We start from the raw sequence: 22,744 nt of genomic DNA, 5'->3' as shown, positions 1-22,744 counted from the left end.
CCGAAACGAGCCTAGAATAAGCATAGGTGAACGAAGGCTTTGCGAAATTCGCCGGGAGATGCCGGCAAGGCACGAGGCAGCTTCGCGCCACAAGCGAACGTTGCAAACAGAGCAACTGATCCGTAATTTCAAGTGATTTCAGCAAAGTTCTTAACGACGGATCGATGGTTATGTTAGACGTATTTTCTGCGAGCGATCGCTTTGGCTCCTTTGTCTTCAAAGACCACGCGGCAGGGAAGCGGCAGTTTCTGCGCGTTTTCTATTTCCTACCTGACAAAATCACCGCCGACACCCGTATCGCTGTTGGAATGCACGGACTTGACCGCAAAGCATCCGATTTTCGAGATGTGCTCGGGCAACCCGCAGACCTCCACCAAATGATTGTTCTCGTTCCTGAATTCGATACGGAGGCGTTTCCGGATGTATATGCCTACAACTATGGAAATGTGAGGCCTGATGGCCCTGACGCTGCGGTCCTTCCACGGGAACATTGGACCTTCGGCATTATAGACAGGCTGTTCAAACAGGTCAGAGACAGCTTGGGATCGCGCCGAGAAACCTTTGGGTTATTCGGCAACTCAGCAGGCTCCCAGTTTGTTCTCCGTTATCTGGCACTCAACGGAGCCGCCCTTGTCGACCAGGCGGTCGCATCGAACAGTGGAATCTATATGCTTCCCGATCTGGAAGTCGCGTATCCGAGCGGAATGGGTGGTCTTGATCTGGATGCGGTTGCACTCAACCGATATTTCGGCGCGCGCTTGACCATCTTGCTTGGGGAGTGCGACTGCGATGGAACAGCTTCTGATCTTCCACGCAACGAAGAAGCCATGGCGCAAGGCCCACATCGCCTTGCACGCGGCCTGTGGCATTTTAAGCTCTGCCAGGGCCTTGCGACCTCATGCGGGGGACAACTTGCGTGGAGGATGGAAATCATTCCTGGCGCAGGACATGTCGATCAGAAGATATTCGACCGCGCTATCCGTATCCTTTCAGGCTCATCGTGAAATTTCGTCCGCTTCGGGCTGAAGGCGGCCATTAGCGGCATTAGCTGAGTGATCACGGGTTTTCCTGGAATGGGGTATCAAGAGAGCGCCTGGCGCCGGCCGAAGGCGTTTCGCAAGGTCACCGGAGGAATTCGGCCCCCAACCCGTCGCTCTCTTGATGGGGTGATGATGACAGGCAATGGTTGAGTCGGTGTCTTGCCTATCTGTTCAATCGCCGTGCCAAGAGTGCCCCGGCATCGCCGATGACGATGGCGGGGATCAGCACCAGCGCCATGTCATTGATGCGCGGCGGCACGTCGATGACGACCAGATCGAGCGCGAACCAGGGATTGAGGATCTGCACCATGTAGATCGCCGCCCACCAGAGCCCGAAAGGCACGACGATCAGCAGACGGCCGAGGCGGGTGGCGCTCCAGCGGTCGGCGGCTTCGGCCACGGCGATGTCGCGGGCGGCCTCGATGCCCTTGATGACTTCCGCGGCGGCAAGCTTCTGCTGGTCGGTCTCGGCCGCGAGCTTGGCCTGATAGGCCGAGAGCAGCGGGCCGGTGAATTTCTCTATGATGCCGCCGAGCAGCAGGTCCGTCAGCCACTTCATTTCGCCCATCCGCAACGGTGCGCCAGATAATACCAGCCTTCGGCTGTTGCCGCGATGAGTGCGCCGGAGGCCACCTGAAGGGCCATGGCGATATCGGGATCGCGCGAGATCATCTCGCCGAGATCGGGTGCGATCAGCCCGCGGGTGACGAGGACGGCGGCGAGGTAACGCAGGAGAATGCGGATGAAGACGAGGGTCATGTCTGCTGCCCTGATGGTGATGGATGGCGGCAGGATGGCCTGGGAAGAGTTGTCAGGCTGAACTCGGAGAGTTTAGATCAGGAAAATACTATATCTCTTTGTTTTTGCGTAATTCCTTACGCAAAACAACTACGCACTTTTGTTGGAATTGCTCTAGAGAAAGCGGGCGAGCGCGCCGGACGCAATCACTTTGATCAGCAGGCCTGCGAGCGGTGTCAGCACGATGGCGACGACTGCCCAGAGCGCCTTGCCGATGCGGTTTGCGAGCTTCTCGACGCTGCCTTCGATGCGCAGCAGGGCGGCATTGATATGCGGCTGCTGCGCTTCCAGAGAGACGACACGCTCCTTCAAATCGTTGATCCTGCCATGCAGCTTTTCAAGCTCGTTGCGGGTTGTTTCGTCCATGATGCCATTCCTCTTTTGGCATCATGGATAGGGGGCGAACGGTTGAGAGCGAAAATCACTGCCCCGCGATCTTTGCCAGGCCGGCATTCGCCGTGCTGAGCATCGCGTCGGCGGGCGACTCCGCCGAGAGGCCGGTGGCTTCGAGGATTTCGGTGATATGCTCGTTGCCGATGCCAAGATCGCCGCGCGGCGGGTGGATGGCCTTTGCGAGCGCCCTTGTATCGCTCGTATCGCTCGCCCTGCCCGCGGACGGGCTTTGCGCATGGCGGATTTCGGGCAGGGCGGCCATGATTGAATAGCCGGTATGCTCTGCGAGATATGCCGGCCATGTACCGTCATGATCGTGTCCGCCGAGGGCGGCGGTAAACACCCTGTCCGTCATGGTGAGCGCGATCAGATCCATGGCGAGTGCAATGCCCTGCCGGGCGGCCGCGTCCTGATCGGTGGCTTCGGCGCTCTGATCGATGGCTGCGGCGCTCTGATTTATGCCTGCGGCGCTAGCCTTGAACTTCTCCGCAAGATGTGCGCCGAGGGCCTTGAAGATGCGTAGGGTTTCGCCCCCGCCGGCATGGGCCGGGAACGGGTTGAATATTGCCTGCTGCATGGCGGTATCGGCATGGGCAAGGGCATTCGCTTCATCCCCGCCGAATTGCTTGAGGCCCTGGTGATAATGCGCGAGCCAGGCCGGTATCTCGATGAAACAATATCGCAGCGTCTCCTCAAGCCAGCGGGCCAACGTCTCCCACGCCGTTCGGGCATCCGAAAAAGCCTGACGACCCCGCATGAGGGGCGAGCGGATGGTGACTTGGTCGATGATGCCGGTGCGGAAGGCATCTTGAAGCGCGGTGGCGAAATCGCCCCTGCCTGTTGCGGCGATGATGTCGTCCAGCCGGTAGCGGTGCGAAAGCGCTGTCGCGAGATCATTGGCGAGGCTTGTCGCGGTGAGGTTCTTCTTCATGAGGCGTGCCATGCGGCCGATGCCATCTGCGGCGCGCAGCTCGCCGGCGCCGGCTTCGTCCAGCCAGACTTTAAGGCGGTGCGAAGTTGCGAAGTTTTTGGTCCGCACGAAGGCGGCCCCCAGCTTGGGATCGTCCAGCAGGCGCCTGGCATTGGCAAGCGGCTCGCAGAATTCGAGATCGTAGAGCAGATGATTGACGTGCCGGTGCATCACGGCGATATCGAGATCGAGCGGCCGACCCATGAGATCGGTGCGGGACCGGCCGTGGCCGGCCTCGGTTTGCGACTTGGTGACACGGCCCGATGCCAGCGCCTGCGCCCGGTCCGGCGGCCCGTCTGCGCTGTCATAGGCCAGCGGATAGTAGCCGCCCTTCAGCGCCTTGCCGGCGATGGTGATCGGGGCGGGCTCTACCCATTGCGGCGCGATGCCGGTCAGGCGCTTTTCGCGCGTGGCGATATCGGGCTGGAAACGGCCAAGAAAATCCCAGACGGATTGCACGAAATCCGCGTCGCGCTCATCCAGCGAGGCGAGCACGGCGCCAAGTCCGGCCTCATCCAGCGCGCCGGGGATGCGAGTATCCGTCAGTCGCCGGCGGTTTGCATCATTGCCAGCATTGAGTGCAATGGCGATCGCCTCCCATTTTGACAGGGACTTGCCGAGCGCCGGCAGGTAAAGGGGCTGCGCCATCTCGCTGATCTCCTCGGGCGAGTAGAGATCATAGAGCGCCTGCAGGTCGGCGGCGGTCTTCTCTCTGCGCAGCGCAAGCCGGTCTGCAGCTGCATCGAGCGGCGCCTTGATGGCCTGATAGGCGATGCCGCCGATCTGCCGCAACTGGGCGCCTGCTTCCAGCGCGTGATCGAGATGCGGGAGGTTCAGGAATCCGTCGTCGGCGGGTGGCGAGGTCTTGACGATGGCGTCGCCGAGCGCGGTGACGGTCTCGTCATAATCCGCCTCGCCATCGGCATCGGTCAGCCGGCTGGCGCGCTCTGCTGCATGTTCGAGATTCTTCACCGCAGCCATGACGGCGCGGAAACGCTCCAGCGTGATCTCCTTGTAGGACTGGCGCCCGGAGGCGATCAGCACGCTATCGGGAATGGCAAGCTCGTTTTCCCGGCCGGCTTCCTTCATGGCCAGGATGTAGTTTCTAAGCGCCATGCGTGGATCATTCTGCCCGGCTTGCCGGCCATTTGTTTCGCCGCCAAGGCCGTAGCGCTCGAGCAGGGCATCAATCGCGCCGAGATAATCAATGTGGCCATTGTCGCGGCGGCTCGCCTCCGCAAGCTTTTCGCGCGCCGGGCCGCTTGCCAGACGCGCGGCATCAGTCTCAAATGTTTCGACTTCGGCTGATATTTTGAGGCCTTCGGCATAGATCGCATGATTGAGAAGCTGCCGGCGCTTGGCCGTGATCAGCTTGCCGATCCGCTCGTCTTGATCGGGGTGAGGGGCCGTCTGCGCCTCGCCTTCGCTAGCGAACCCCCGGCTTGCCCTCTCTCGCCAGCTTTCATCCTGCGCCAGCTCATGGCCGATCCGGGCCGCCTCCATGCCGGTGCGCCGGCCGGCAGCGAGAAAACGCGCGCCGTCCATCGCATCGCCGACCTCCATGCCCGCGGTGGCCGAAAGCGCATAGGCTTCAGCCTCATCGACCGTCAGCCCCTCGCCACCACCGGCGACCTCGACGATCGCCTTCAGTTCGGCCGCCAGCCATTGCGCCCGCCTGTCATTATGGACAGCGGCAATCGCCCGCTCTTCGGCCGAACCATCGATCAGCATATCGCCGTGGCGCCGCAGCATGACACGCTCGACTTCGAACGCGATCGCATCCGCGCGGGCCGGCGCCAGCGCCATGGCCGCCACCAGCTCATCGCCGGAACCAAGGCCGAAGAGATCGGCAACGATATCGGGATCGAGCCCGCCTTCATCGGCATAAAGCGGATGCTCGCCCCGTGGCAGGGCGTTGAGAATGGCGGCGCCATAGCGCGCCACGAGGGCAGTCTTGTCGAAACGGATGTTGTCTTCCGGTGCGGGTGTTTCTACATGCAGCCAGCGGCGGTTCGCCATCCATTCGATGGCGCGGTAGAGGCTGGTGGCGTTGATCTCCTTCTCCACCTCGCGCTGCACGGAAGCCTTTTCCGCCTTGTAGGTCTTCTCGTCCTCGCGCCGTACTGGCTCCATCATCTGGCGCAACAGCTGGGCTTTCGCCTCCTCCGAGGCGAGCGCTCGTAGCTTCAGCAGGTGGTCGTATTGCGGCTGTGTGAGGGCGGCGGCTCGGGCATCGGCAAAGACGGGCACTTCGCCGCCGACATCCTGCCGGGCCATCTCGATGGCTGTGTCGCAGGCCAGCAGGCGGAAGAAAATGGCGGCGATGTCGGGGGCGATGGAGATGTCGAGGGCGACGAGGCGGCGGTAGATCGACAGCAACCAGTCGCGGAATTGCTCGAAGACGCTGCGCATCTCGGGTGAGGGGGCCTTGGCTTCGATCAGATAGGTTTCGGCGGCATGTGCGAAGCGGGACTGAATGGCGGTGTCGATAGCAGCGTCTTTGATACGGCTGCCGGTGGTTCCGTGGTCGAGAGCGGCGAGCACGTCTTTTGCGGTGATCTTGACGCCGGGCGTGGCGCGACTGCCATCGGCGGCGGCGGCGCGGGCGTTCTCGCGCCACCAGCTTTCGAGATGGGCGAAATCTTCGGTCACCGGACGGATGCCGTGGGCCGCCATGTCCTGCATGGTTTCAAGGAAGTAGCGACTTGCTCCAAACAGCATGGCGGAGAGATCGGGCTTGCGGAAAATATCGAGGATCGTCAGGCCGTCGGCGCTGTTTGGCGCGCGGGCATCGGGATTACGATCCGGATGGACAAAGAGAAGGTTGGTTGTGGCGGGAATATGTGCTTCCGCCGCCTGGCTGTTGGGCAGAGCTTGCGCGAAAAGGTCATCGCTATCAGCTGGATTGTTGGTCAGATTGTTCAACGGGAATCCCCTTGGGAAATCGACTGGCGGTCAGGGCTGCTGCTGGTGGCTGGTGATGCTCAGCCCGTCTGGATTGCGTTTTGTGTTTCCGGAATTTGCGACGCGGCCCGTTTTCTTCAGGACAGCAGAAGGCGACGCCGCGCCATCGCCGACCCTTACGTAGCCAAGGGGTATCGGTTCGGGATCGGAATCGCTGCGTTTGCTCATCGGGACGGGGCGGTGCGCAGGCGCGCCCATGTGCGAGGCAAGGGCTTCGGAATAGTTAAAGGCGTCGGCGCCAAAGCGCATACTGTCCCTAAAGTCCGCGTCCGCTTTGGAGGGGGAGGAATGGGCTAAGTAGCCGCTCATAGGGAGTTTGAGATCACTGCCGGTATCTTTTACTACCTGCATGTCGTGAGTGCCGCTCAGTCCGAAAGGATCCTTGCCCGTCGCCTTGACATATTTCTCAACACTCTCGCTCGCCGCGTAGGCATGTTTGGCTTTCGTGTCTTCCAGCACTTCAGCAGTATATTGCCGGTGCCCTTCGGGGTCGCGTTCGCGAAACTTCGACGACTCTACCGTCGTTGCTAGTTCCTCAAATTGCTGGCGGTCTTGAACGGCCGCTTGGGGTTTTGATGCGGAAATGTGTGAGGAACCGCGCTTGCGTAGAAGCAGTTTCTCGCCGAGATCAAGCAAGAGTTCTTTGCCCACACCGGCAAAGCCGCCCGCGATGAACGTGTCCTTGACCTTTTCGAGAATCTCTTGCTTTGGGTCGATGAGAAAGTGCTTGATGGTGTTCTGGGCTACGAGCTGAGTTGCCTGTGCCGCACCATCCTTGACGATTGTTTTGACTAAATGTTGCACGACCGTGCCTACGGGAAGGAACTTCAGTACCGACGATGCAGCTTTTCCGAATGGGATCAGATCGGCGAGCGCGGTCGGAGCGTAGAGCATGGCCGCTAAGGTCTGCTTATCCTCCGGCAAATTCGCTTCTCTCGCAGCAGCAGTTCCGTCTCCTGCCGCTCGCAACGATTCCACAATAAGGCCGCCTATGATGCCTGCGATGCTTGAGGGGCCGAGAGCAAATGTCGTTCCCGTCGCAGGCAGTGCCTGGCCGAGGGTTTCCCCGATCTGCCGGCCGTAACTGTTTTCGTATCCAGGCGCTGCCGGCAGCATGGTCTTGCCGTAATCGGCGACGTGTTCGCCTCCATGCTGCAAGTTTTCGGAAATCTCTTTCAACAGAGGTTCGAATCTCTGCTCGACGTCTTCGGGCGTCAGGTCCCCTGCCAGCACTTCGGACATCGCCCTCTGGGCGAGATCGCGCGGAAGGATGCTTTGCTGATCGATTTTCAATCGCAGCTTATCGATTTCATCAGGAGTTAGCGTTCCTGCTCGGGCGATTTCGTCTATGAGCGCCTTTTTCCCTTCAGCGGGGCGGGTGTTGAGAAGCTGACCCGTGCCCTCCATTATGCGGCCACTGCCTACAACGACACCCGTAGCGGTACCCTTGCCCAGCTCCTTAAAATTTTGGATTCCGCTCTCTGTCGTTACCTTGCTGTACCGAGACTGTAGCTGCGCATTGATGTCATTGATGTCATCAGCTGTAGCCCTTCCTTCATACACGGCACCCAAGTAGAGCGTAGCAGTGGCGGCGTCGAACCAAGGCTGCGTCCGGACTTTTTCTTTGAGTACCTCGTACTGTTCGGGAGACAGCTTCCTTGCGTTACGGATCTCAGCGATGAGTTCTTCTTTTTTCCTATCGTCTTCGCTGAGACTGCTTTCGGCGGCGGAAGGAGCGTTTTCCGCGATCGGCGCGATGGAGCTTGGAGGAGAAGCGGCCGGTTGCGCAGCGTTCTCCGTGGCCGGACCCGCTGGCTGCGCTGTGGGCTGGATCGGTCCTCCCAGTGGATCAGGAGGTGGAGCGTTCGAACCCGCTGGATCGACCGGCGAAGACACGGGCTGCGGATTCGAGCCCGCATCTTCTGGTGGTGGATTGGGGGGGGTGTCTGGCCTAACGGCATTTGAGGCTGGCGCCTGTTGCGGTGTCGCTGGGCTTACGGGGCTTGTCGACGGAGGAGCTTCGGGATTTGTGGATGAGGCGACCGGCTCCTTCGCTGGAGGCTTTATGTCACCGAAAGCCTTCGGCACCTGGCCGAACCGCTGCGCCATCTCTTCGAAGGAAGAGAGGTTGTGGATATCGTCCTTCGCCAGAATCGCTGCAGAGGGGTTTTCGCTGAGCCAGCTTGCCGTCCGCGGCGACATTGACAGAATAAGTCTGTTGCGTTCGGCGTCGATAATTCTCTGAAAAAACTCGCGATTCCCCGGCATCATCTGGGGAGGCGGGGGAGGATTTCCAGTAACGCGCACGTACGTGACCGCGAGATCCCTATCTTCCGCAACCTGCTCTGGATTTTCATCCGAGGATTGAATAATGCTGCTTGCAGTGGCTGCGGCCTGCCGGGCTTGTTTCCGCGACAAGGCGTTATTGTTCTGCACATTATCCATGTCTGTCTCCCGTTCGGCCGAGAGACAGGGGTAGGTGCGCAAGAGTTGTTTTCTAAATCGGGGGAGGAATGCCGATGGCTGATGGGACTGATATGCGTGGGGCTTCGACCGCTGGCAAAGGCGGCGTGGGAACGGGAATTGCGATCCTGGCGGCAGTCGCGCTGGTCTGCACTGTCGCGCGGTTCATCGCGACGGGTGCGACCTATCCGGCGGCAGGGGCGCCCCGATTTATCGGCGAGATGATTGGCGGATCTCTGCCGTCGTTCGTCGTCGGGTTGATCGTATTTTTCATCGTCCGTTTTGTGAGGCGCAAAAGCGCAGATCGCTTCGCAGGCGTGTTATCCGGCTTGATTGTCGTGCTTGTGCTCGCGGGCCTTGGTTATCTCGGTGACCTCAAACATCTCGCTTAGTGAGGGTGGGGCAGGCTGCGTCTTTCGCATCTCTGTCAGCGTATTGCGGCCGCCGGCCGGAATGGTGGTTCGGGATGCTCGGGCGGAACCCGGTCATAATGGTCGAAGCGCCTGCTGTAGCTTGCCCGTCCATCGGACCGGGCATTGAGCTGGTTGCCGTAGCCGAGCAGGTTTGCCAGCGGGGCGAGGGCGTGGATGATAGCAGAGTCTTCATCCAGATTCAGCCGCTCGATCCGGCCGCGCCGCGCCCGCAGATCGGCGGCGATCAATTCGGCGTAGTCTGCCGGGGTGACGACGTCCAGCCGCATGACCGGCTCGAGAATGACAAGCTCCCCCATATCAAGCACCTGGCGCAGCGCCATACGCGCGGCGGTTTCGAAGATGAGGGGTGAAGAATCGATATCGTGGAAGGCGCCATCGAACAGGATGACGCTGATATCGACGACGGGATCACCGGCGATCATGCCTGGGCCGATGACCGATCGCAGGCCTTTTTCGACAGCAGGAATATAGGCTTCCGGCACCGCGCCGCCGACGATCTCTGACCGGAATTTAAAGCCTCGGCCGATATCGTTTGCTGTGGCGGTCAGCTTGATGCGGGCGAACTCGCCGGTTCCGCCGATCTGTCGTTTGTGGGTGTAGTCGATCTCGGTGACCCGCGCGATGGTCGCCCGGTAGACGACCTTCGGCGGACTGATGTCGGCGTCGATTGCGTAGGCGCGCTTGATCTCATCGAGAGCGATGGCGAGATCGGCTTCGTTTGCGGCTCTCAGGAGCGCGTTGCCGGTTTCAGCCTCAATCCAAGTGATGGATGGCCAAGTGATGGATGGATCATTTTCGGCAAATGCGCTGAGGGCGAGCCGTAGTCGCTGCCGGTCTTTGGAGGATCGGGGTGCAATTGACGCCTGAACAAGGTCCTTCCTGGTCTCATCCATAGTGGGGCTCGATGAGAGAGGACATGGCAGACGGGCTGGGCTTACCACGCAGCCCGCTCAAGTCTCCACATCAGATCTCCCGTGGTCGGCTTTCGGGCTCGACGATAGGGATTTCACTGATAGTTGCAATTCCTGCGAAAGGCGTAGGCGGACGCGATCGGATGCCGACGAGCAATTTGCCCGCCGGCTATGGACTTCAGAACGCCTCGCGGCTGTCGCTTCTGGGGTCGCCTTCGATCTGGTGCAGCCGGTAGAGATCGCCGCGGGCGGTGCGCCGCCAGGGCCGCGCGGGGTTCTCCGGATTGGTGGTGATGTCGGCAAAGGCGATGCCGGGCGTGCCGTCCGCTGGGCAGAGGGCTGCCCATTGGCCATTGGGAGCAGCGATCCCGCAGGGGGCGATCACGCTCTGCGGGGCGTGGGAGGCGTAGCTGACCCAATAGGTGTTGCTGGCGGCGAGACCCAGCACTTCGGCGGCAAAGGGCGGGGCTGCGGAGGGTGTTTCTCCCGATGTCGAGAAGAGCACGCAGTCCACATCGAGCCTCTCATATTCGATGAAGATTTCGGGATAGTGCGACTCCATGCCGGCAGCGCAGCCGAAGCGCAGGCCGTCCACTTCGAAGGTGACGGGGATCTTGCCCGGCGAATACATGAAGGAGATTTTGGTGTGGGAGAGCAGGCGCTCGTCATAGCGCGTCACCAACTCGCCCCGGTCGGAGACGACGTAGAGGCTGTTATGCGGCCGGTGCGGCGGGGTCAGCCGGTGGGGTGCGCCGAAGACCGTCCAGAGTTTGAGCTCCCTTGCGAGCTTTCTTATCTCCTCCAGCTCCTCGTGTAGAACCTCCCATTGGTAACGGCTCCAGTCGGCAGCGCCGATCTCGGCGGGGCCGATTTCGGAGAGGATGCGCTTGTTGGGAAAGCAGATCGTTCCCTCGGAAAAGTGGAGGAGGCGGGCGCCGGCATCGTGCGCCTGGCGCATGAGGCGGCGCATTTCGGCGCCGTTGGCGCGGAAGGCGTCGGCATCGCGTGGGTCAAGGCGGACCGTCGTCTGGGCGACCGCCAGCCGCAGGGATTTGCCGGCGGGCTCATCCGTTTGCGGTTCTGTTCGGGATGTTGCTTGCGGTGCGCGGATGTGGCTGAGGGCTGAAGTATAGGATTCGCCGGTCTTTGCGGCGCGGGTGCGCACCCTGCGTTTGAAGTTTCCGTTTCGGGTCATTGTCAGGCCTTTCCGTCACGGGCGCATGTTCCCCGGCAACCACGCCCGAGCGATCGGACCAAGGTTTTCGAACCCGAGACGGAAGTCCCTTTGCCTCCGTTTAAAAGACCCTGCCGGGGAGGATCGATGGAGGTTGGGCGCAGGCCACGCCTGACCCAGAAGATGTCGCTGCCGGCGCGATTCGTCAATCTGGGGAGGTGCCCGTGAGGAGGCTGTGACGCGACTTCCTGGATGGCGGCGGATGATCCGCCGCCATATGTTTGCCTTGCGTAGAGTCAGGCGCCTTACGCTGCGGCAATGCCGTTGAGCTCAGCCATTACATCATCGGGCAGCTCGATATCGGCAACTGCGAGGTTTTCCCTGAGGTGACCACGCGAGGATGTGCCGGGGATGAGCAGAATGTTCGGCGCGCACTTGAGAAGCCAGGCGAGCGCCACCTGCAGCGGCGTGGCGCTGAGGCGGGCGGCGACATCCGAGAGCGTCGAGGACTGCAGGGGCGAGAAACCGCCGAGCGGGAAGAATGGCACGTAAGCCGTGCCTTCGTCTGCGAGCTTGTCGATCAGCGCGTCATCCTCACGGTTGGCGAGATTGTACTGGTTCTGGACGCAGACGATGTCGGTGATCTTGCGGCCGTCATCCACCTGCTTTGCGGTTACATTCGAGAGGCCGATATGCTTGATCAGGCCCTGCTGCTGCAGCTCGGCGAGAGCCGTCAGCGGTGCCTCGAGCGAGCCTTCGGCCGGACCATGCACATCGAACATGGCGCGCAGGTTCACCACTTCGATAACATCGAGGCCGAGGTTTTTCAGGTTGCTGTGGATCGCCGCCGTCAGCTCTTCCTTTGAAAAGGCCGGCCTCCAGGAAGCATCGGACCCGCGCAGCGCGCCGACCTTGGTGACGATGACAAGATCGTCTCTATAGGGGTGCAGCGCTTCCCAGATGATCTGGTTGGTGACGAAGGGGCCGTAGAAATCGCTGGTGTCGATGTGGTCGACGCCGCTTTCGACGGCTTCGCGCAGCACGGCGATCGCCTCGTTTCGATCCCGCGGCGGGCCGAAGACACCCTTGCCGGCGAGCTGCATGGCACCGTAGCCGAGCCGCTTTACCGTGCGGTCACCGAGCTTGAAGGTTCCGGATTTTTCGACAGTGGACATGAAATCTCTTCTCCGATTGAAGGCAGGCCCCGATTGAAGGCACGAGGGAGATAGGCCCGTATCATTGCTGCGACAATCGGCTATAATCCGGACGGGCTGTCCTGTATGGAGGACAATCGGTGAGATCAGGATTATGAAGCAAGGTTCGCCAGAAATCAGTGATGTCAGCGCTTTTCTCGCTGTGTCAAGGGCCGGTGGTTTCCGCGAGGCGGAGCGGGCAGGGCATATGAGCTCATCGGCGCTCAGCGATGCGGTGCGGCGGCTGGAGGCGGAACTTGGCGTTCGGCTGCTCAATCGCACGACACGCAGCGTGGTGCCGACGGAGGCCGGCCGCGGGCTGATGGAGCGGCTCGGCCCCGCCTTTAGCGAGATCAATGCGGCGCTCGATTTCGTCAAAGATTTTCGCGATCGGCCGGCCGGCACGCTGAAGCTCAATGTGCCCGTCAGCGCGGCGCGACTGGTGCTGCCGCGCATCGTGCCGGCGTTTCTAAGAGCTTATCCGGATATCCGCCTCGAAATCGTCACCGAGGAGAATTTCGTCGATATCATTGCCGCAGGCTGCGATGCTGGCATCCGTTATGACGAGCGGCTGGAACAGGACATGATCGCCGTGCCGATCGGCCCGCGCGTCCAGCGTTATGCCGGCGGTGCTTCAGCCGCCTATCTCGCAGAACACGGGCGACCGGAGCATCCGCGGGATCTGCTTCAACATGCCTGCATCCGCGGGCGTTTTGCCGGCCGCGCCATCCCGGTCTGGGAGTTCGAGCGCAATGGTGAGATCGTCAGGGTCGATCCGCCGAGCCCGCTGATCGTCCAGAATGGCGGCGGCACGGATCTCGCCGTGGATGCTGCAGTCGCCGGAACCGGCGTCGTCTTCACCTTCGAGGATTGGCTGAAACCCTATTTTGCAAGCGGCGCTCTGGAGCCGGTGCTGGAGCCCTGGTGGGAGAGCTTTTCCGGCCCTTTCCTTTATTATCCCGGACGGCGGCTGGTGCCGGCGCCGTTGCGCGCCTTCATCGATTTCGTCAAGGTGATGCCGCGGGAGGCGTGAGAAGAGATCATCGGCCCGCAACGTGGTAGAGTGGGGCGGGCGATGCATTCGCCGCATCGCCATCATCAACAACACCATCGTGGTGACGATGGGAGGGGGAGATCATGAGCAGCGCAAGCAATATGACCGGCAACGGCACGAGCGAGATGAAGCTGGAAATCATTGTCGTGCCCGTTTCGGATGTAGACCGGGCCAAGGCATTTTACGGCGGGCTCGGCTGGCGCCTCGATGCCGATTATTCCTCTGGTGACAATTACCGGGTGATTCAGTTCACCCCGCCGGGCTCGAACGCCTCCGTCATTTTCGGGAAAAACGTGACACCGGCGGCACCGGGCTCTGCGCAGGGGCTCTATCTCATCGTCTCCGATATCGAGGCGACCCGCAAAGAGTTGCGAGCGCGCGGTGTGGAGGTCAGCGAGGCCTTTCATCCCGAGGGCGAGGTCTATAGCGGGCCCGACGTGCCCTATCTCTTCGGCCGGCGCCGGGTCAGCGGTCCCGATCCCGACCGCGGCAGCTATCGCTCCTTCGCTTCCTTCAGCGACCCTGACGGCAACGGCTGGCTCTTCCAGGAAATCACCGCCCGGCTGCCGGGTCGCATCACCTCCGACCTTGCCGCCTTCGGCACGGCGAAAGACCTTGCTGCAGGGCTGCGCCGGGCAGCCGAAGCCCATGGCGAGCATGAGAAGCGCAATGGCGGCAAGCATGACGAAAACTGGCCGGACTGGTATGCGGAATACATGATGGCCGAGCAGACGGGCAAGCCGCTGCCGCAATGAAATCATTGGCGAGCGGGGCCGGCCGGATTGGCTGGCCCCGCCGACCATTTTACGGCAGCTCACATCATCAAGGCTCGATCTGGGCCGCCCATTTCCAGAGATCGTCCATCTGGTTCGGCGGAATGCCCATCGCCACCGCGAGCAGATCGATGCGGGGATCGTTGCGGGAATATTCCTGTGCGTCCTCGATCATGATGCGCACGGTTTCCTTGTCCTTCACCGACATGTCAGCCATGCCGTTGATGAGGGAGAGGACATCGGCCTTGAAAACTGGCGGCTCGAGTTCGAGTGCGGCGAGCCAAAGCTGCCATTTCCTGAGGGAAGGGAAGGCGTCTTCGAGGCCGAGCGGGTCGCGGAGGAATTTGGCGATTAAGGGTTCCTGGTCGTCGTGAGGGGTGACATCTGGCATCCCTGGTTGCGGAGCCCCCAGAATTTCGAGGATTTTTCCCTCACTGTCCTGTCTTACATAAACCGTGGTCATGCCCAAAACCTCTTGCTTTGCCAATCATCCCAGCCTGTCAAGTATGCTGCCACACTTGCTGTACCGGCTATGTCCACCTCGCGCATTACCTGAGCCGAGGCATTCGTCCTGACTGGGGTTAGAGCCCCAAGTTCAGTTCCGCCACCTCCTGAGTTACCCGTGGCGCGGCTACGAGCAATCATCAGGCCAGTGAAGAGAGAGGATACTGGGCCTATAGCGGAGATGGCGTCACCATTCGTCCCTGTGCTTATGTCGATAAATACCAAGGCATCCACCGAGATGCGTGATGTTCTCGTCATCGAAGCTCAGGCCCGTCGTGCCGCCGACATAGCCGAAAATGCCGTTATCGTCGCGGTAGACGATATAGCGCGCCGCACCCGCAACGGCGCTCCAGGCCACGCGGTTAATGCCGCCCTGGATGGCGAGGTCGTTGACGGTGGCGCCGGCATTGGACGGCAGGCTTTCCTCGCCGCTATCGGCGACGGAAGAGACACGGTAGCGGTATGTGGTTGCCACATAACCCGGCTTGCCTGCTGTATCGCCGGGCTTGGTGACGACAGGTGTTCCTGCCGGCGGGTTGATCAGCGGCTTGAACTGGACCGTCGTCAGTGTCCAGTTGTTGTCGGCCAGCCGCCCGAGTTTGCGTACGGGGTGATTGACGTGGCAGAGGTAGAGCACGTCGGCTTCCTGCACGAACACGAGGTCCTGCACGTCTGCTGCCGTATAGGCGGTCGCAACCTCGTAAGGGGCGGCGCCCGTCAGCACCAGCCCGCCATCGCGGAAGATGCGGATGTATTTGTCGCCGAATTCGAGGATATAGGTCTGCTCGGTATTGAACTGGAAGCGGATCAGCCTGGCCTGTTTCGAGCTGTCCTTGATCTCGTGGATGAATTGCAGCCCGGCCCGGTTCGACACACCACCATGCGGGTGCACGAAGACATTCAGCGCCGTGCGCAGTCTGATATTTGGTGAGATCGACACGGGCGCCGAGGGCGGGCGAAAGTTCGCCGGCGGTGAAGGAAGGCTGGTAGGCGCGAAAATCAGCCATGGGCGCGCACCGCGATCAGTTCGCTCACGAAATTCTCGCTCGTGTGCCTCACCTGATTGGCCTCGGCCTGCTCAGCCGCCCGCTGGCTGCTCTGCGCCAGCGCCATCGCATCGGCGCGGATCTTCGGATCGCGCGTCAGCGGCATGGCAAGGCGCACGGCCAGATGCCAGGCGAGCGCCTCGATGAAGAGCGGCGAATATTTCGTCGGGTCGGTGAGCCGGCAGGTATAGCGCAGCAGCGCCGGCGAGAGATCGCAATAGAGCCGGTCGCCCTCGAGCGCATAAGCATATTGCATCTCGCGCCCGGCCTCATCGAGATCGGGCTTCAGTGTTTCGGGCGGTATGACGGCATCGGCGGAATAACGGGGCCTGATCCAGCGGATCTGCAGGCAATCGGCCGGCCGTGCATAGGAGTGGCGCCACACACCCGGCTTGTCATTGTCGAGCGCGCCCAGCGCCACGGTCTTGCCCGCCACAGCCCAAGGGAAGGATTGCAGCAGTACATCGCGGGTCTGCGCATAGAACTGATTGCAGGCGCGCGCCTCGGCGCTCTTTTCCGTGAGATCGTTGATATTGTCCTTGCCGATATTGGAAAGGGCGAGATTGCAGATAGAGACGACGGTAGCCATGAACCAACCTCTTGAGTTGGGATAGGGCTAACGTGGGGATGGTTGTTGGGGTGAAGTGGGGGCGGCGTAAGGCGGAGGAATGGGCTGGAGAGGGGGCCGCGTGCTGTGTTCGGGCGACAGGGCACGCGCTTTCCTCCCTTGTATCTGCACATTGGTGATTTTGTGCGATTGAGCCTCTTGTCGGGTGGCCACCCGGCAAGAGGCGTGGCAGCGTCGCCCGTTCTCCCCTCCGGTTACAACCGTGGATGAGCCAGGGATCGTCACCATCGTCACGTACGACCGAACAGTCGCTTGGTTCCAACCGCACGCACAAGGCAGGTTACCGTGAACAGAATCATATGTGGAGTGGATGTTTCGAAGGGTTGGCTGGATGTGTTCATCCGCCCGTCCGGTGTTTCCCGACGGTTCAGCAACGATGCAAGACTGGCTAGACGACGCCTGATCCGAACTGGCGAGGCGGCACCCCCAACCTCCCTCATTCCTGTGACAAGCACAGGAATGAGGGGAGGAGGGATGCCGCTCCATAGCAAGGTCCATGCCGGAGGAGATGCCCTTCGCCGGTTCTCATGCTGCCGACCGCGCTCGAGCGCGGTCGAGCCCGAACCACTCACCCCGCCTTGCGGCTGACAAACAACCCCGTCTCCTTGCCCACCTCCAGCACGCCGCCGCCCGTCTGGAACGCCTCCGATATCGCCGCCCGGAAAGCCGTAAGCTCTTCCTCGCTTGCTCGGTCACCTGGTGGATACGATGTCAGCGCCAGAAATACATCCTCCGGCTCCGTTATCCGCATATGCGCCGGGTGCTCGCGCATGGTCACATTGCCGAACTCGGCCAGCATCAGCCGTTCGGCCGTCTCATAGCCGAAGGCGGCGCCGGCGGGGTCGTAGGGCGGGCTGCCGAAAACTGCGGTCAGCGCATACATGCCGCGCATATTACCCGCGCCGTTTGTCGTCACCGCAAGGTGACCGCCCGGTTTCAGCACGCGGTGCATTTCGGCGATCGCCTTGGCCTGATCGGCCACATGGTAAAGCATGTGCATGGCGATGACGGTGTCGAAGGAGGCGTCGGCAAAGGGCAGGGCGGCGGCATCGGCCTGCTCCCCGGAAACGGCGGCGAAGCCGAGCGCCTGGCAGCGCTCCAGCCCTTCCTGCAGCATGCCGGGGGAGAGATCGGCGAGCGTGAGGTTCAGGCCCTCCGGCAGCTCGTTTGCCACCGAGGCCCAGAACCAGCCGGGGCCGCAGCCGATGTCAAGAACGGCATCGCCCGGTTTCAGCGGCAGTTGCTGCGCCACCCAGGGAAACCATCCGGTTTCGGCAATCGTATATTCGCGGTTCAGGCGCCCACGCGCGGCTAGCTTCTTGCTGTCGCTATATTGCTCGGCATTGCCTGTGGTGATCGATGACATGATCGGCCCTGCTTCCCTCAATGCCGGCTGGAATGAATACGGCAGCTGATCCTGCATCTTTGCGGCGTGGCGGGCAATTACGATATCCGGCTTTTGAGGTGTCGAATTGGCCGGTGTCGATGATGCGGCCCGCCCGCAGACGGGTCTGTGACAAACAAGTCGTCGGCGGAATGGTTGTCGCTGTTGTCGGCAGCTGCTAGGTCACCCTCCAGCCATCGCCCGGCCTCGAAGGAGAAACAGTGAAGAACCCGATCTTTCTCGTCATCATGTGCGCCTTCATCCTGGTGGCGATCGCCGGCCTTGCGATCAGCTCCGCCCGGCTGATCGGCCTGTTCTAACCAGCTCATTGATAGGCCGGCGGCTCTCCCTGATCGCTTGATATCCAGTGAACCCAGACCGACACGCCGCGTGCCTTCAGCCTCTCCATCACATGCCGGGCCGGACTGCCCGGCGTCATCACATCGCGATAGATATCGTTATCATAGATCTTCACGCCGCGCAGAGCGGGCATGTCGAGCAGCGCGGGCAGGTTGGCGAGATCGACACCGAGGGTGAGATATTGCAGCTTCAGCGGTGGTTTCAGCGTTTCGAGATCGACGAAGCGGACCATCGAGGTGAGATCTAGCGCGGTGATATTGGGGCAGTTGGCGATACCAGCCATGCTGGCGACATCGAAGCTGTCATCTTCGCCGCTCCAGAATTTCCAGATGTAGGAATAGATGGTGTTGCCGCCGTCGAAATAGAGCGTGTCCACCTGGTCCAGCATCTCCCGCGTCAGCGGATAGCGCTCCAGATAGGTGCGCACCGGCAGGAGCGGATGATGGCCCTCAGTGTCGAGATCGACGGCGCGGCCGAGCACATGGCCTGCCAGTTCCTGACGTGTGCCGAGATTGAGAATGCCCTTGTCCATCATCACGGACATGACGACGAGCTTGAGATTGGGATCGCCGAAGGGCGCGCCCGGCTCTCCCGAAGGTTCGGGATAAAAGGCGGCGCGGGTCGTTTTCGCCGTGCCAAGCATGGTTGCGGCCGTTGCGCCGACCAGCAGATTGCGTCTTCGGATCATGCCGCCTCATGCACCAGGGATCGGATCTCCGCGACAGAAGCTAGTGCAGCCGGTGGATGAAAAAAGGTGGGCTACCGCACAATAGCCAGGTGAAATCTGCGCGCGCTGAATGGAGTGTCCGGCCTGCTCCCGAATGCCTGATGCTGCCGGGCGATTACCGGAAACGCGGTTCGCGGCGGGCGTTGTGCAGAAGTTCACTGGCGGTGGCGAAAGCGCCGAAGAGCTGCAGCAGCCGCTTCTCCTCCTTGCCGTCGATCCGGTGTCGGGTGCAGAACTCAGTAACGGACCAGACCTTGGTCAGGGCATCATGCTCGACATCTGCAGGCTCTACGCGTTCCATGGCTGCATCCTCCCTGACCAAAGATACCGCCACGCTCTGAAATGGCGACTAACGAAAAGTGATTAGTCAAGGACATGCTGCAACGCCGCGCCGGTTCAAGAGGCGGGATATGGATAAACTGCTGCGCCGATTTCTTGGGCTCTGAGATGGATGGTGCCGCCAGTTCCTATACCCGCCCCGCCAGCGCCAGATAGGCAGAGATCGTCAGCACCGAAAGCACCGTGGAGGCGAGCACGACGCGGCCCGTCAGGCTCGCTTCGCGACCATAGAATTCCGCCAGCATGAAGGGGCCTGTGCCTGTCGGCAGCGCTGCGAGCAGCACGGCGGTATGGGTGGCAGCCGGTGGCAGGTTGAGGAGCGGTGCGGCGATCAGCCAGGTGACGACGGGCTGGGCGATCAGCTTCAGTCCGACGAGAATGCTTGTTGTGGTCGCCCGGGCGCCCGCTTCGCCGGCCTTGGTGCCGGCCAGAAACAAGCCGAGCGCGATCAGCGCGCAGGGGGAGGCGGCGCCGCCCAGGAGCTTCATGAAGGCATGCACGGGGGCGGGGAGCGCCACACCCGAGAGCATCACCAGAGCGCCGAGGACGGGTGCGACCAGCAGCGGGTTTTTCGCCAGCGAACGCGCCGTCTTGAGCGCGATATCGCGCCGCCGGGTTTCGGATTGAAGCCCGCCTTCGATCAGGATGATGGCGACGGCGAAGAGCACGCAGACGGTGAGGATGGTCGAGATCAGCGTCGGTGCCATGCCGGTGTCGCCGATCAGTGACAGGACGAGCGGAAAGCCGATGAAACCGGTATTGGCGTAGCTCGCATTCAGCCCGTCTATCGCAGCATCCGCCAGATGCCGGCCCCTGGCGACGCGCCAGAAGAGCGTGGCGCCGAAGATGACGGCACAGCCGGCGGTAAACGCCAGGATGAAGCCCGGCTGCCAGATCTCGGCGGGTTTGGCATTGGCCATGATATCGAAGAGGAGCGCGGGCAAAGCGAGATAGACGACCAGCCGGTTGACCTCGCGCGTGGCATTTTCACTGAGCGCCCCAGTCTTGCGGGCGATCCAGCCGGCAAGGATGAGGGCGAAGATCGGCAGGACAATCGAAAGGTTCGTCAGCATGGGCAACTCGGGCAATTCGGCACAGCTCCGTACCTGGAGCGGTCATTGCCTAGCGCCTGAGATCGAGATAATCCAATGTCATCTGCAATGCTGATTGATACTTCTGGGGTATCGAATGGACACACGCCATATGCGCTATTTCGTGGCGCTGGCCGAAACGCTGCATTTCGGCCATGCGGCCGCGCGCATGAACATGAGCCAGCCGCCCTTCAGCCGGCAGATATCAGCCATCGAAAAGACGCTCGGTGTGCGGCTCTTCGAGCGCAATTCGCGCAATGTGGCGCTGACGCCGGCCGGCCGGCATTTCCTGGCCGATTGCCGCGCGGTGCTTGAACGCTTCGATGCTGCCTGCCGCGATGTGCAACTGGTCGCCAGCGGCATGAAGGGTGAGTTGAAGCTCGGCTTCATGATGCATGCCGCTCATAGCGTCATCCCGGCGCTCGTGCGGCTTTATTCGCGGGCGCGTCCGGATGTGCGGCTGATCCTGGAGGAGCGCATACCCACCGATATCGAGGAGATGCTCACCGAAGGCAAACTCGATGCCGCCGTCACCTTCGGCGGCGGTCCCGCACCGCATCTGCGCACGCTGCTGCTTGCCCGTGACCGGCTGTGCCTGATCGTGCCATCAGGCCACCCGCTGGCCGAGGCCGAAACCATCGGGCCGCAGTCGCTTGCGGGCGAAAAACTGATCGCCGCGCCCGCAACCGTGGCGCCAACGCTGCGTTGGGCGATCGGCCTCTATTGCGCTGCCGGCGGCGTCATCCCGCATTTTGCCTTCGAGCCGCGCCTGCAGCACACGATCATCCGGCTGGTGCAGGAGGGGCTGGGCGTGGCGCTGATCCCGCAATCGCTTTGCAGCGATCTGGCGGAGGGCGTGGTGTACCGGCGGCTCGACAATGCGCCGGAATTCGATGTCGTGCTCTGCGCCTCGCGCACGGCGAAGAACCCAGCTGTGCCGCAGTTGTTCGAGGTGGCAGCCGGCGCGGGTGTCGAGGGGCGGGTGTGATGGCGTTTACGGTCCCAGACCCTCACCGGGCGACGGGGACCTGTTCTTAGCCCAAGGCGGCGTTGATCACGCTCGGCACGCATTTGCCTTGCCGGATCAAACGTTGCCGAAACTCAGAATTTCAGGTCGACGGTGGGAAAGAAGGCGTCCTTCGGCGGATCCTTGTCGGCGCATTCCACGCCCTTGATCAGCGCGCCGCCGCTATCGCTGAGGATTTCGCCCTCCTGATCGTTCCAGACCACGATTGCTTCCGGCGTCATCCCCTTGAAATCAACTTCCGGACCGGGCGTTACCCGGCCTTCCTTATTTCCATCCCACCAGAAAAGCTTTGGTGGCGGGTTGCCGCCATCTGGCTCGGAGCCTGCAAGGACGAGATATCGGTTGCCGACCAGCGCGATGTCACGCACGCCGCGGCCAGTCGTTCCCGGTCCATCGGAAAGGTCCATCATGACGGGAGGGGTAATTTGCGCAGAGCCCACGTCGCCGGTACCCAGTTTGACCACTTGCATCGGATTGGCGAGTTCGAGCACGATGGCGCGATTATCGGATAACGGTCCCCGCAGGCCGATCAGGAGATGCCCTTCGGGTGTCGCTGCCAGACCTTCAATGTTGAGATGGGTCTTCAAACTGTCTTCGCTGCTGCCGAGTGCTGCGGCCATGTCCGCACGAAGATTGCGATAGACTTCGCCGGAATTGGACAATGTCCCGTCGGCGGATACGGCGGTTGCCAACAGTTCCTTGCGCTTTTTCTTGTCTTCCCCACTGCTGTTGAGCGAATGGGATGTGAGCCAGAAAATCGTGTCGCCGACACGGGCGCTGCCTTCGATGTCAGTCACATCATCGACGGCGAAATGTTTGACCGGTTTCGGCTTTCCCCGCTGATAGATCATGATCGCAGAGAAATCGTCGCTTGCGACGGCCACATGAGACTTATCGACCAATGCTGCGGCCGAGGCCTCGCAAATGCCTCGGTACGCGTGGTGCGCGGCATTGGCTGTCAGCGGACCAACGAGTGAGGAGAACACGGCCAAAAGGATAACGCGGCTGCTATTGCTCATGCGACAAGCCCCCGTCTCGATGCGCAACCTCCCGGTGAGGTGGCAATATGCAAGTAAACTATCGCAGAAGGTGCGCGTCAAGATAATTTTAGTAATAAATCATATGTAGTCCATTTTGCGTGGTTATATAAATTTATAGTAGTCTATTTTTCAGGAATAAAATTCATCTTCATGGATTTGTTTTGCAGAATGTTTCGGTCAGTCAGCTTTGATGGTCTATGAATGTGCGGATCCGATACTTTTATTCTCTAATGGATTTCACCTGTTCTTTCGGGTCCCGGCAGCAACGGGTCAGGGCTGAAAACTGAAGCTGTGCCGAGTGACACCCCCTCTGTCCTGCCGGACATCTCCCCCACAAGGGTGGAGATCGACAAGCGGCCTGACCTTCGCCCCTCTCTACCGTTTCGCCGGCCGCAACGCTGATAATTTGAGGAAACCTGCGCTCCTAGCCA

Annotated in this window: 21 protein-coding genes; 5 read left to right on the top strand and 16 right to left on the bottom strand. The window is 61.3% G+C overall.

Translation table 11 applies throughout. The features are described from left to right. Nucleotides 1-170 precede the first annotated feature (170 nt). The gene (locus AB8B33_RS12590; RefSeq protein WP_439015631.1) at nt 171-1,004 is read left to right on the top strand and encodes a hypothetical protein; all 834 of its coding nucleotides are present in this window, start codon (nt 171-173) and stop codon (nt 1,002-1,004) included. A 199-nt stretch (nt 1,005-1,203) separates the two neighbouring features. Here AB8B33_RS12590 and AB8B33_RS12585 read toward each other — a convergent pair whose 3' ends face one another. The 5 genes from AB8B33_RS12585 to AB8B33_RS12565 form a co-directional block, all read right to left on the bottom strand. Next, nucleotides 1,204-1,599, bottom strand: coding sequence for a hypothetical protein (locus AB8B33_RS12585; RefSeq protein WP_439015630.1), 396 nt, complete (start codon nt 1,597-1,599; stop codon nt 1,204-1,206). Next, on the bottom strand, nt 1,596-1,799 hold the full coding sequence (locus tag AB8B33_RS12580) for a hypothetical protein (RefSeq protein ID WP_025669549.1): 204 nt from the start codon (nt 1,797-1,799) through the stop codon (nt 1,596-1,598). The genes AB8B33_RS12585 and AB8B33_RS12580 overlap by 4 nt, the downstream gene beginning before the upstream one ends. Nucleotides 1,800-1,952: 153 nt before the next feature. Then, nucleotides 1,953-2,204, bottom strand: a complete 252-nt coding sequence (locus tag AB8B33_RS12575) for a hypothetical protein (protein ID WP_113325223.1) — start codon at nt 2,202-2,204, stop codon at nt 1,953-1,955. Between the two features lie 55 nt (nt 2,205-2,259). Further along, on the bottom strand, nt 2,260-6,126 hold the full coding sequence (locus AB8B33_RS12570) for a hypothetical protein (protein ID WP_439015629.1): 3,867 nt from the start codon (nt 6,124-6,126) through the stop codon (nt 2,260-2,262). A gap of 30 nt (nt 6,127-6,156) precedes the next feature. Beyond that, the gene (locus AB8B33_RS12565; protein WP_439015628.1) at nt 6,157-8,610 is read right to left on the bottom strand and encodes a hypothetical protein; all 2,454 of its coding nucleotides are present in this window, start codon (nt 8,608-8,610) and stop codon (nt 6,157-6,159) included. Between the two features lie 74 nt (nt 8,611-8,684). Here AB8B33_RS12565 and AB8B33_RS12560 point away from each other — a divergent pair, with 74 nt between their 5' ends. Then, the gene (locus AB8B33_RS12560) at nt 8,685-9,020 is read left to right on the top strand and encodes a hypothetical protein (protein WP_439015627.1); all 336 of its coding nucleotides are present in this window, start codon (nt 8,685-8,687) and stop codon (nt 9,018-9,020) included. 35 nt (nt 9,021-9,055) lie between these two features. Here the strand turns inward: AB8B33_RS12560 and AB8B33_RS12555 are convergent, their stop codons facing one another. The 3 genes from AB8B33_RS12555 to AB8B33_RS12545 form a co-directional block, all read right to left on the bottom strand. Further along, nucleotides 9,056-9,955, bottom strand: coding sequence for a hypothetical protein (locus AB8B33_RS12555; RefSeq protein WP_439015626.1), 900 nt, complete (start codon nt 9,953-9,955; stop codon nt 9,056-9,058). A 196-nt stretch (nt 9,956-10,151) separates the two neighbouring features. After that, nucleotides 10,152-11,168: a carbon-nitrogen hydrolase family protein gene (locus AB8B33_RS12550; RefSeq protein ID WP_439015625.1), complete on the bottom strand. Its 1,017-nt coding sequence runs from the start codon at nt 11,166-11,168 to the stop codon at nt 10,152-10,154. 284 nt (nt 11,169-11,452) lie between these two features. Then, nucleotides 11,453-12,322, bottom strand: a complete 870-nt coding sequence (locus AB8B33_RS12545; protein ID WP_439015624.1) for an aldo/keto reductase family oxidoreductase — start codon at nt 12,320-12,322, stop codon at nt 11,453-11,455. Between the two features lie 133 nt (nt 12,323-12,455). On the opposite strand from AB8B33_RS12545, the gene AB8B33_RS12540 reads away from it, so the two are divergent. Both AB8B33_RS12540 and AB8B33_RS12535 read left to right on the top strand, forming a co-directional pair. Beyond that, nucleotides 12,456-13,373, top strand: a complete 918-nt coding sequence (locus AB8B33_RS12540; protein WP_439015623.1) for a LysR family transcriptional regulator — start codon at nt 12,456-12,458, stop codon at nt 13,371-13,373. A gap of 104 nt (nt 13,374-13,477) precedes the next feature. After that, nucleotides 13,478-14,149: a VOC family protein gene (locus tag AB8B33_RS12535; protein WP_439015622.1), complete on the top strand. Its 672-nt coding sequence runs from the start codon at nt 13,478-13,480 to the stop codon at nt 14,147-14,149. Nucleotides 14,150-14,216: 67 nt separating this feature from the next. Here AB8B33_RS12535 and AB8B33_RS12530 read toward each other — a convergent pair whose 3' ends face one another. From AB8B33_RS12530 to AB8B33_RS12500, 7 genes are all read right to left on the bottom strand, one after another. Next, nucleotides 14,217-14,630 (bottom strand): hypothetical protein, encoded by a 414-nt coding sequence (locus tag AB8B33_RS12530; RefSeq protein WP_439015621.1) that lies wholly within the window; start codon nt 14,628-14,630, stop codon nt 14,217-14,219. A gap of 228 nt (nt 14,631-14,858) precedes the next feature. Then, a complete protein-coding gene (locus AB8B33_RS12525; RefSeq protein WP_439015620.1) occupies nt 14,859-15,611 on the bottom strand; it encodes a hypothetical protein in 753 nt (250 codons plus the stop codon). 59 nt (nt 15,612-15,670) lie between these two features. Next, a complete protein-coding gene (locus AB8B33_RS12520) occupies nt 15,671-16,306 on the bottom strand; it encodes a hypothetical protein (RefSeq protein WP_439015619.1) in 636 nt (211 codons plus the stop codon). A 607-nt stretch (nt 16,307-16,913) separates the two neighbouring features. Further along, on the bottom strand, nt 16,914-17,711 hold the full coding sequence (locus tag AB8B33_RS12515) for a class I SAM-dependent methyltransferase (protein WP_439015618.1): 798 nt from the start codon (nt 17,709-17,711) through the stop codon (nt 16,914-16,916). 343 nt (nt 17,712-18,054) lie between these two features. Next, nucleotides 18,055-18,777, bottom strand: a complete 723-nt coding sequence (locus AB8B33_RS12510) for a DUF6892 domain-containing protein (RefSeq protein WP_439015617.1) — start codon at nt 18,775-18,777, stop codon at nt 18,055-18,057. Between the two features lie 154 nt (nt 18,778-18,931). Beyond that, nucleotides 18,932-19,117, bottom strand: a complete 186-nt coding sequence (locus tag AB8B33_RS12505; protein ID WP_439015616.1) for a hypothetical protein — start codon at nt 19,115-19,117, stop codon at nt 18,932-18,934. A gap of 166 nt (nt 19,118-19,283) precedes the next feature. After that, nucleotides 19,284-20,228, bottom strand: coding sequence for an AEC family transporter (locus AB8B33_RS12500; RefSeq protein WP_439015615.1), 945 nt, complete (start codon nt 20,226-20,228; stop codon nt 19,284-19,286). Between the two features lie 115 nt (nt 20,229-20,343). On the opposite strand from AB8B33_RS12500, the gene AB8B33_RS12495 reads away from it, so the two are divergent. Continuing rightward, nucleotides 20,344-21,234 (top strand): LysR family transcriptional regulator, encoded by an 891-nt coding sequence (locus AB8B33_RS12495; protein ID WP_439015614.1) that lies wholly within the window; start codon nt 20,344-20,346, stop codon nt 21,232-21,234. A 113-nt stretch (nt 21,235-21,347) separates the two neighbouring features. On the opposite strand, the gene AB8B33_RS12490 is transcribed toward AB8B33_RS12495, so the two are convergent. Beyond that, nucleotides 21,348-22,292, bottom strand: a complete 945-nt coding sequence (locus AB8B33_RS12490) for a DUF3616 domain-containing protein (RefSeq protein WP_439015613.1) — start codon at nt 22,290-22,292, stop codon at nt 21,348-21,350. Nucleotides 22,293-22,744 lie beyond the last annotated feature (452 nt).

This window comes from Rhizobium sp. 768_B6_N1_8, assembly GCF_051811225.1.
Taxonomy (GTDB): Bacteria; Pseudomonadota; Alphaproteobacteria; order Rhizobiales; family Rhizobiaceae; genus Rhizobium.
The sequence above is the reverse complement of the archived record's forward strand: the minus strand, read 5'-3'. Positions and strand labels throughout refer to the sequence as shown.

What these genes read in the sequence shown, in the direction of transcription:
- AB8B33_RS12590 (WP_439015631.1), top strand. Translation starts at nt 171, where the DNA reads ATGTTAGACGTATTTTCTGCGAGCGATCGCTTTGGCTCCTTTGTCTTC.
- AB8B33_RS12585 (WP_439015630.1), bottom strand. Translation starts at nt 1,599, where the DNA reads ATGAAGTGGCTGACGGACCTGCTGCTCGGCGGCATCATAGAGAAATTC.
- AB8B33_RS12580 (WP_025669549.1), bottom strand. Translation starts at nt 1,799, where the DNA reads ATGACCCTCGTCTTCATCCGCATTCTCCTGCGTTACCTCGCCGCCGTC.
- AB8B33_RS12575 (WP_113325223.1), bottom strand. Translation starts at nt 2,204, where the DNA reads ATGGACGAAACAACCCGCAACGAGCTTGAAAAGCTGCATGGCAGGATC.
- AB8B33_RS12565 (WP_439015628.1), bottom strand. Translation starts at nt 8,610, where the DNA reads ATGGATAATGTGCAGAACAATAACGCCTTGTCGCGGAAACAAGCCCGG.
- AB8B33_RS12560 (WP_439015627.1), top strand. Translation starts at nt 8,685, where the DNA reads ATGGCTGATGGGACTGATATGCGTGGGGCTTCGACCGCTGGCAAAGGC.
- AB8B33_RS12555 (WP_439015626.1), bottom strand. Translation starts at nt 9,955, where the DNA reads ATGGATGAGACCAGGAAGGACCTTGTTCAGGCGTCAATTGCACCCCGA.
- AB8B33_RS12550 (WP_439015625.1), bottom strand. Translation starts at nt 11,168, where the DNA reads ATGACCCGAAACGGAAACTTCAAACGCAGGGTGCGCACCCGCGCCGCA.
- AB8B33_RS12545 (WP_439015624.1), bottom strand. Translation starts at nt 12,322, where the DNA reads ATGTCCACTGTCGAAAAATCCGGAACCTTCAAGCTCGGTGACCGCACG.
- AB8B33_RS12540 (WP_439015623.1), top strand. Translation starts at nt 12,456, where the DNA reads ATGAAGCAAGGTTCGCCAGAAATCAGTGATGTCAGCGCTTTTCTCGCT.
- AB8B33_RS12535 (WP_439015622.1), top strand. Translation starts at nt 13,478, where the DNA reads ATGAGCAGCGCAAGCAATATGACCGGCAACGGCACGAGCGAGATGAAG.
- AB8B33_RS12530 (WP_439015621.1), bottom strand. Translation starts at nt 14,630, where the DNA reads ATGACCACGGTTTATGTAAGACAGGACAGTGAGGGAAAAATCCTCGAA.
- AB8B33_RS12520 (WP_439015619.1), bottom strand. Translation starts at nt 16,306, where the DNA reads ATGGCTACCGTCGTCTCTATCTGCAATCTCGCCCTTTCCAATATCGGC.
- AB8B33_RS12515 (WP_439015618.1), bottom strand. Translation starts at nt 17,711, where the DNA reads ATGTCATCGATCACCACAGGCAATGCCGAGCAATATAGCGACAGCAAG.
- AB8B33_RS12510 (WP_439015617.1), bottom strand. Translation starts at nt 18,777, where the DNA reads ATGATCCGAAGACGCAATCTGCTGGTCGGCGCAACGGCCGCAACCATG.
- AB8B33_RS12505 (WP_439015616.1), bottom strand. Translation starts at nt 19,117, where the DNA reads ATGGAACGCGTAGAGCCTGCAGATGTCGAGCATGATGCCCTGACCAAG.
- AB8B33_RS12500 (WP_439015615.1), bottom strand. Translation starts at nt 20,228, where the DNA reads ATGCTGACGAACCTTTCGATTGTCCTGCCGATCTTCGCCCTCATCCTT.
- AB8B33_RS12495 (WP_439015614.1), top strand. Translation starts at nt 20,344, where the DNA reads ATGGACACACGCCATATGCGCTATTTCGTGGCGCTGGCCGAAACGCTG.
- AB8B33_RS12490 (WP_439015613.1), bottom strand. Translation starts at nt 22,292, where the DNA reads ATGAGCAATAGCAGCCGCGTTATCCTTTTGGCCGTGTTCTCCTCACTC.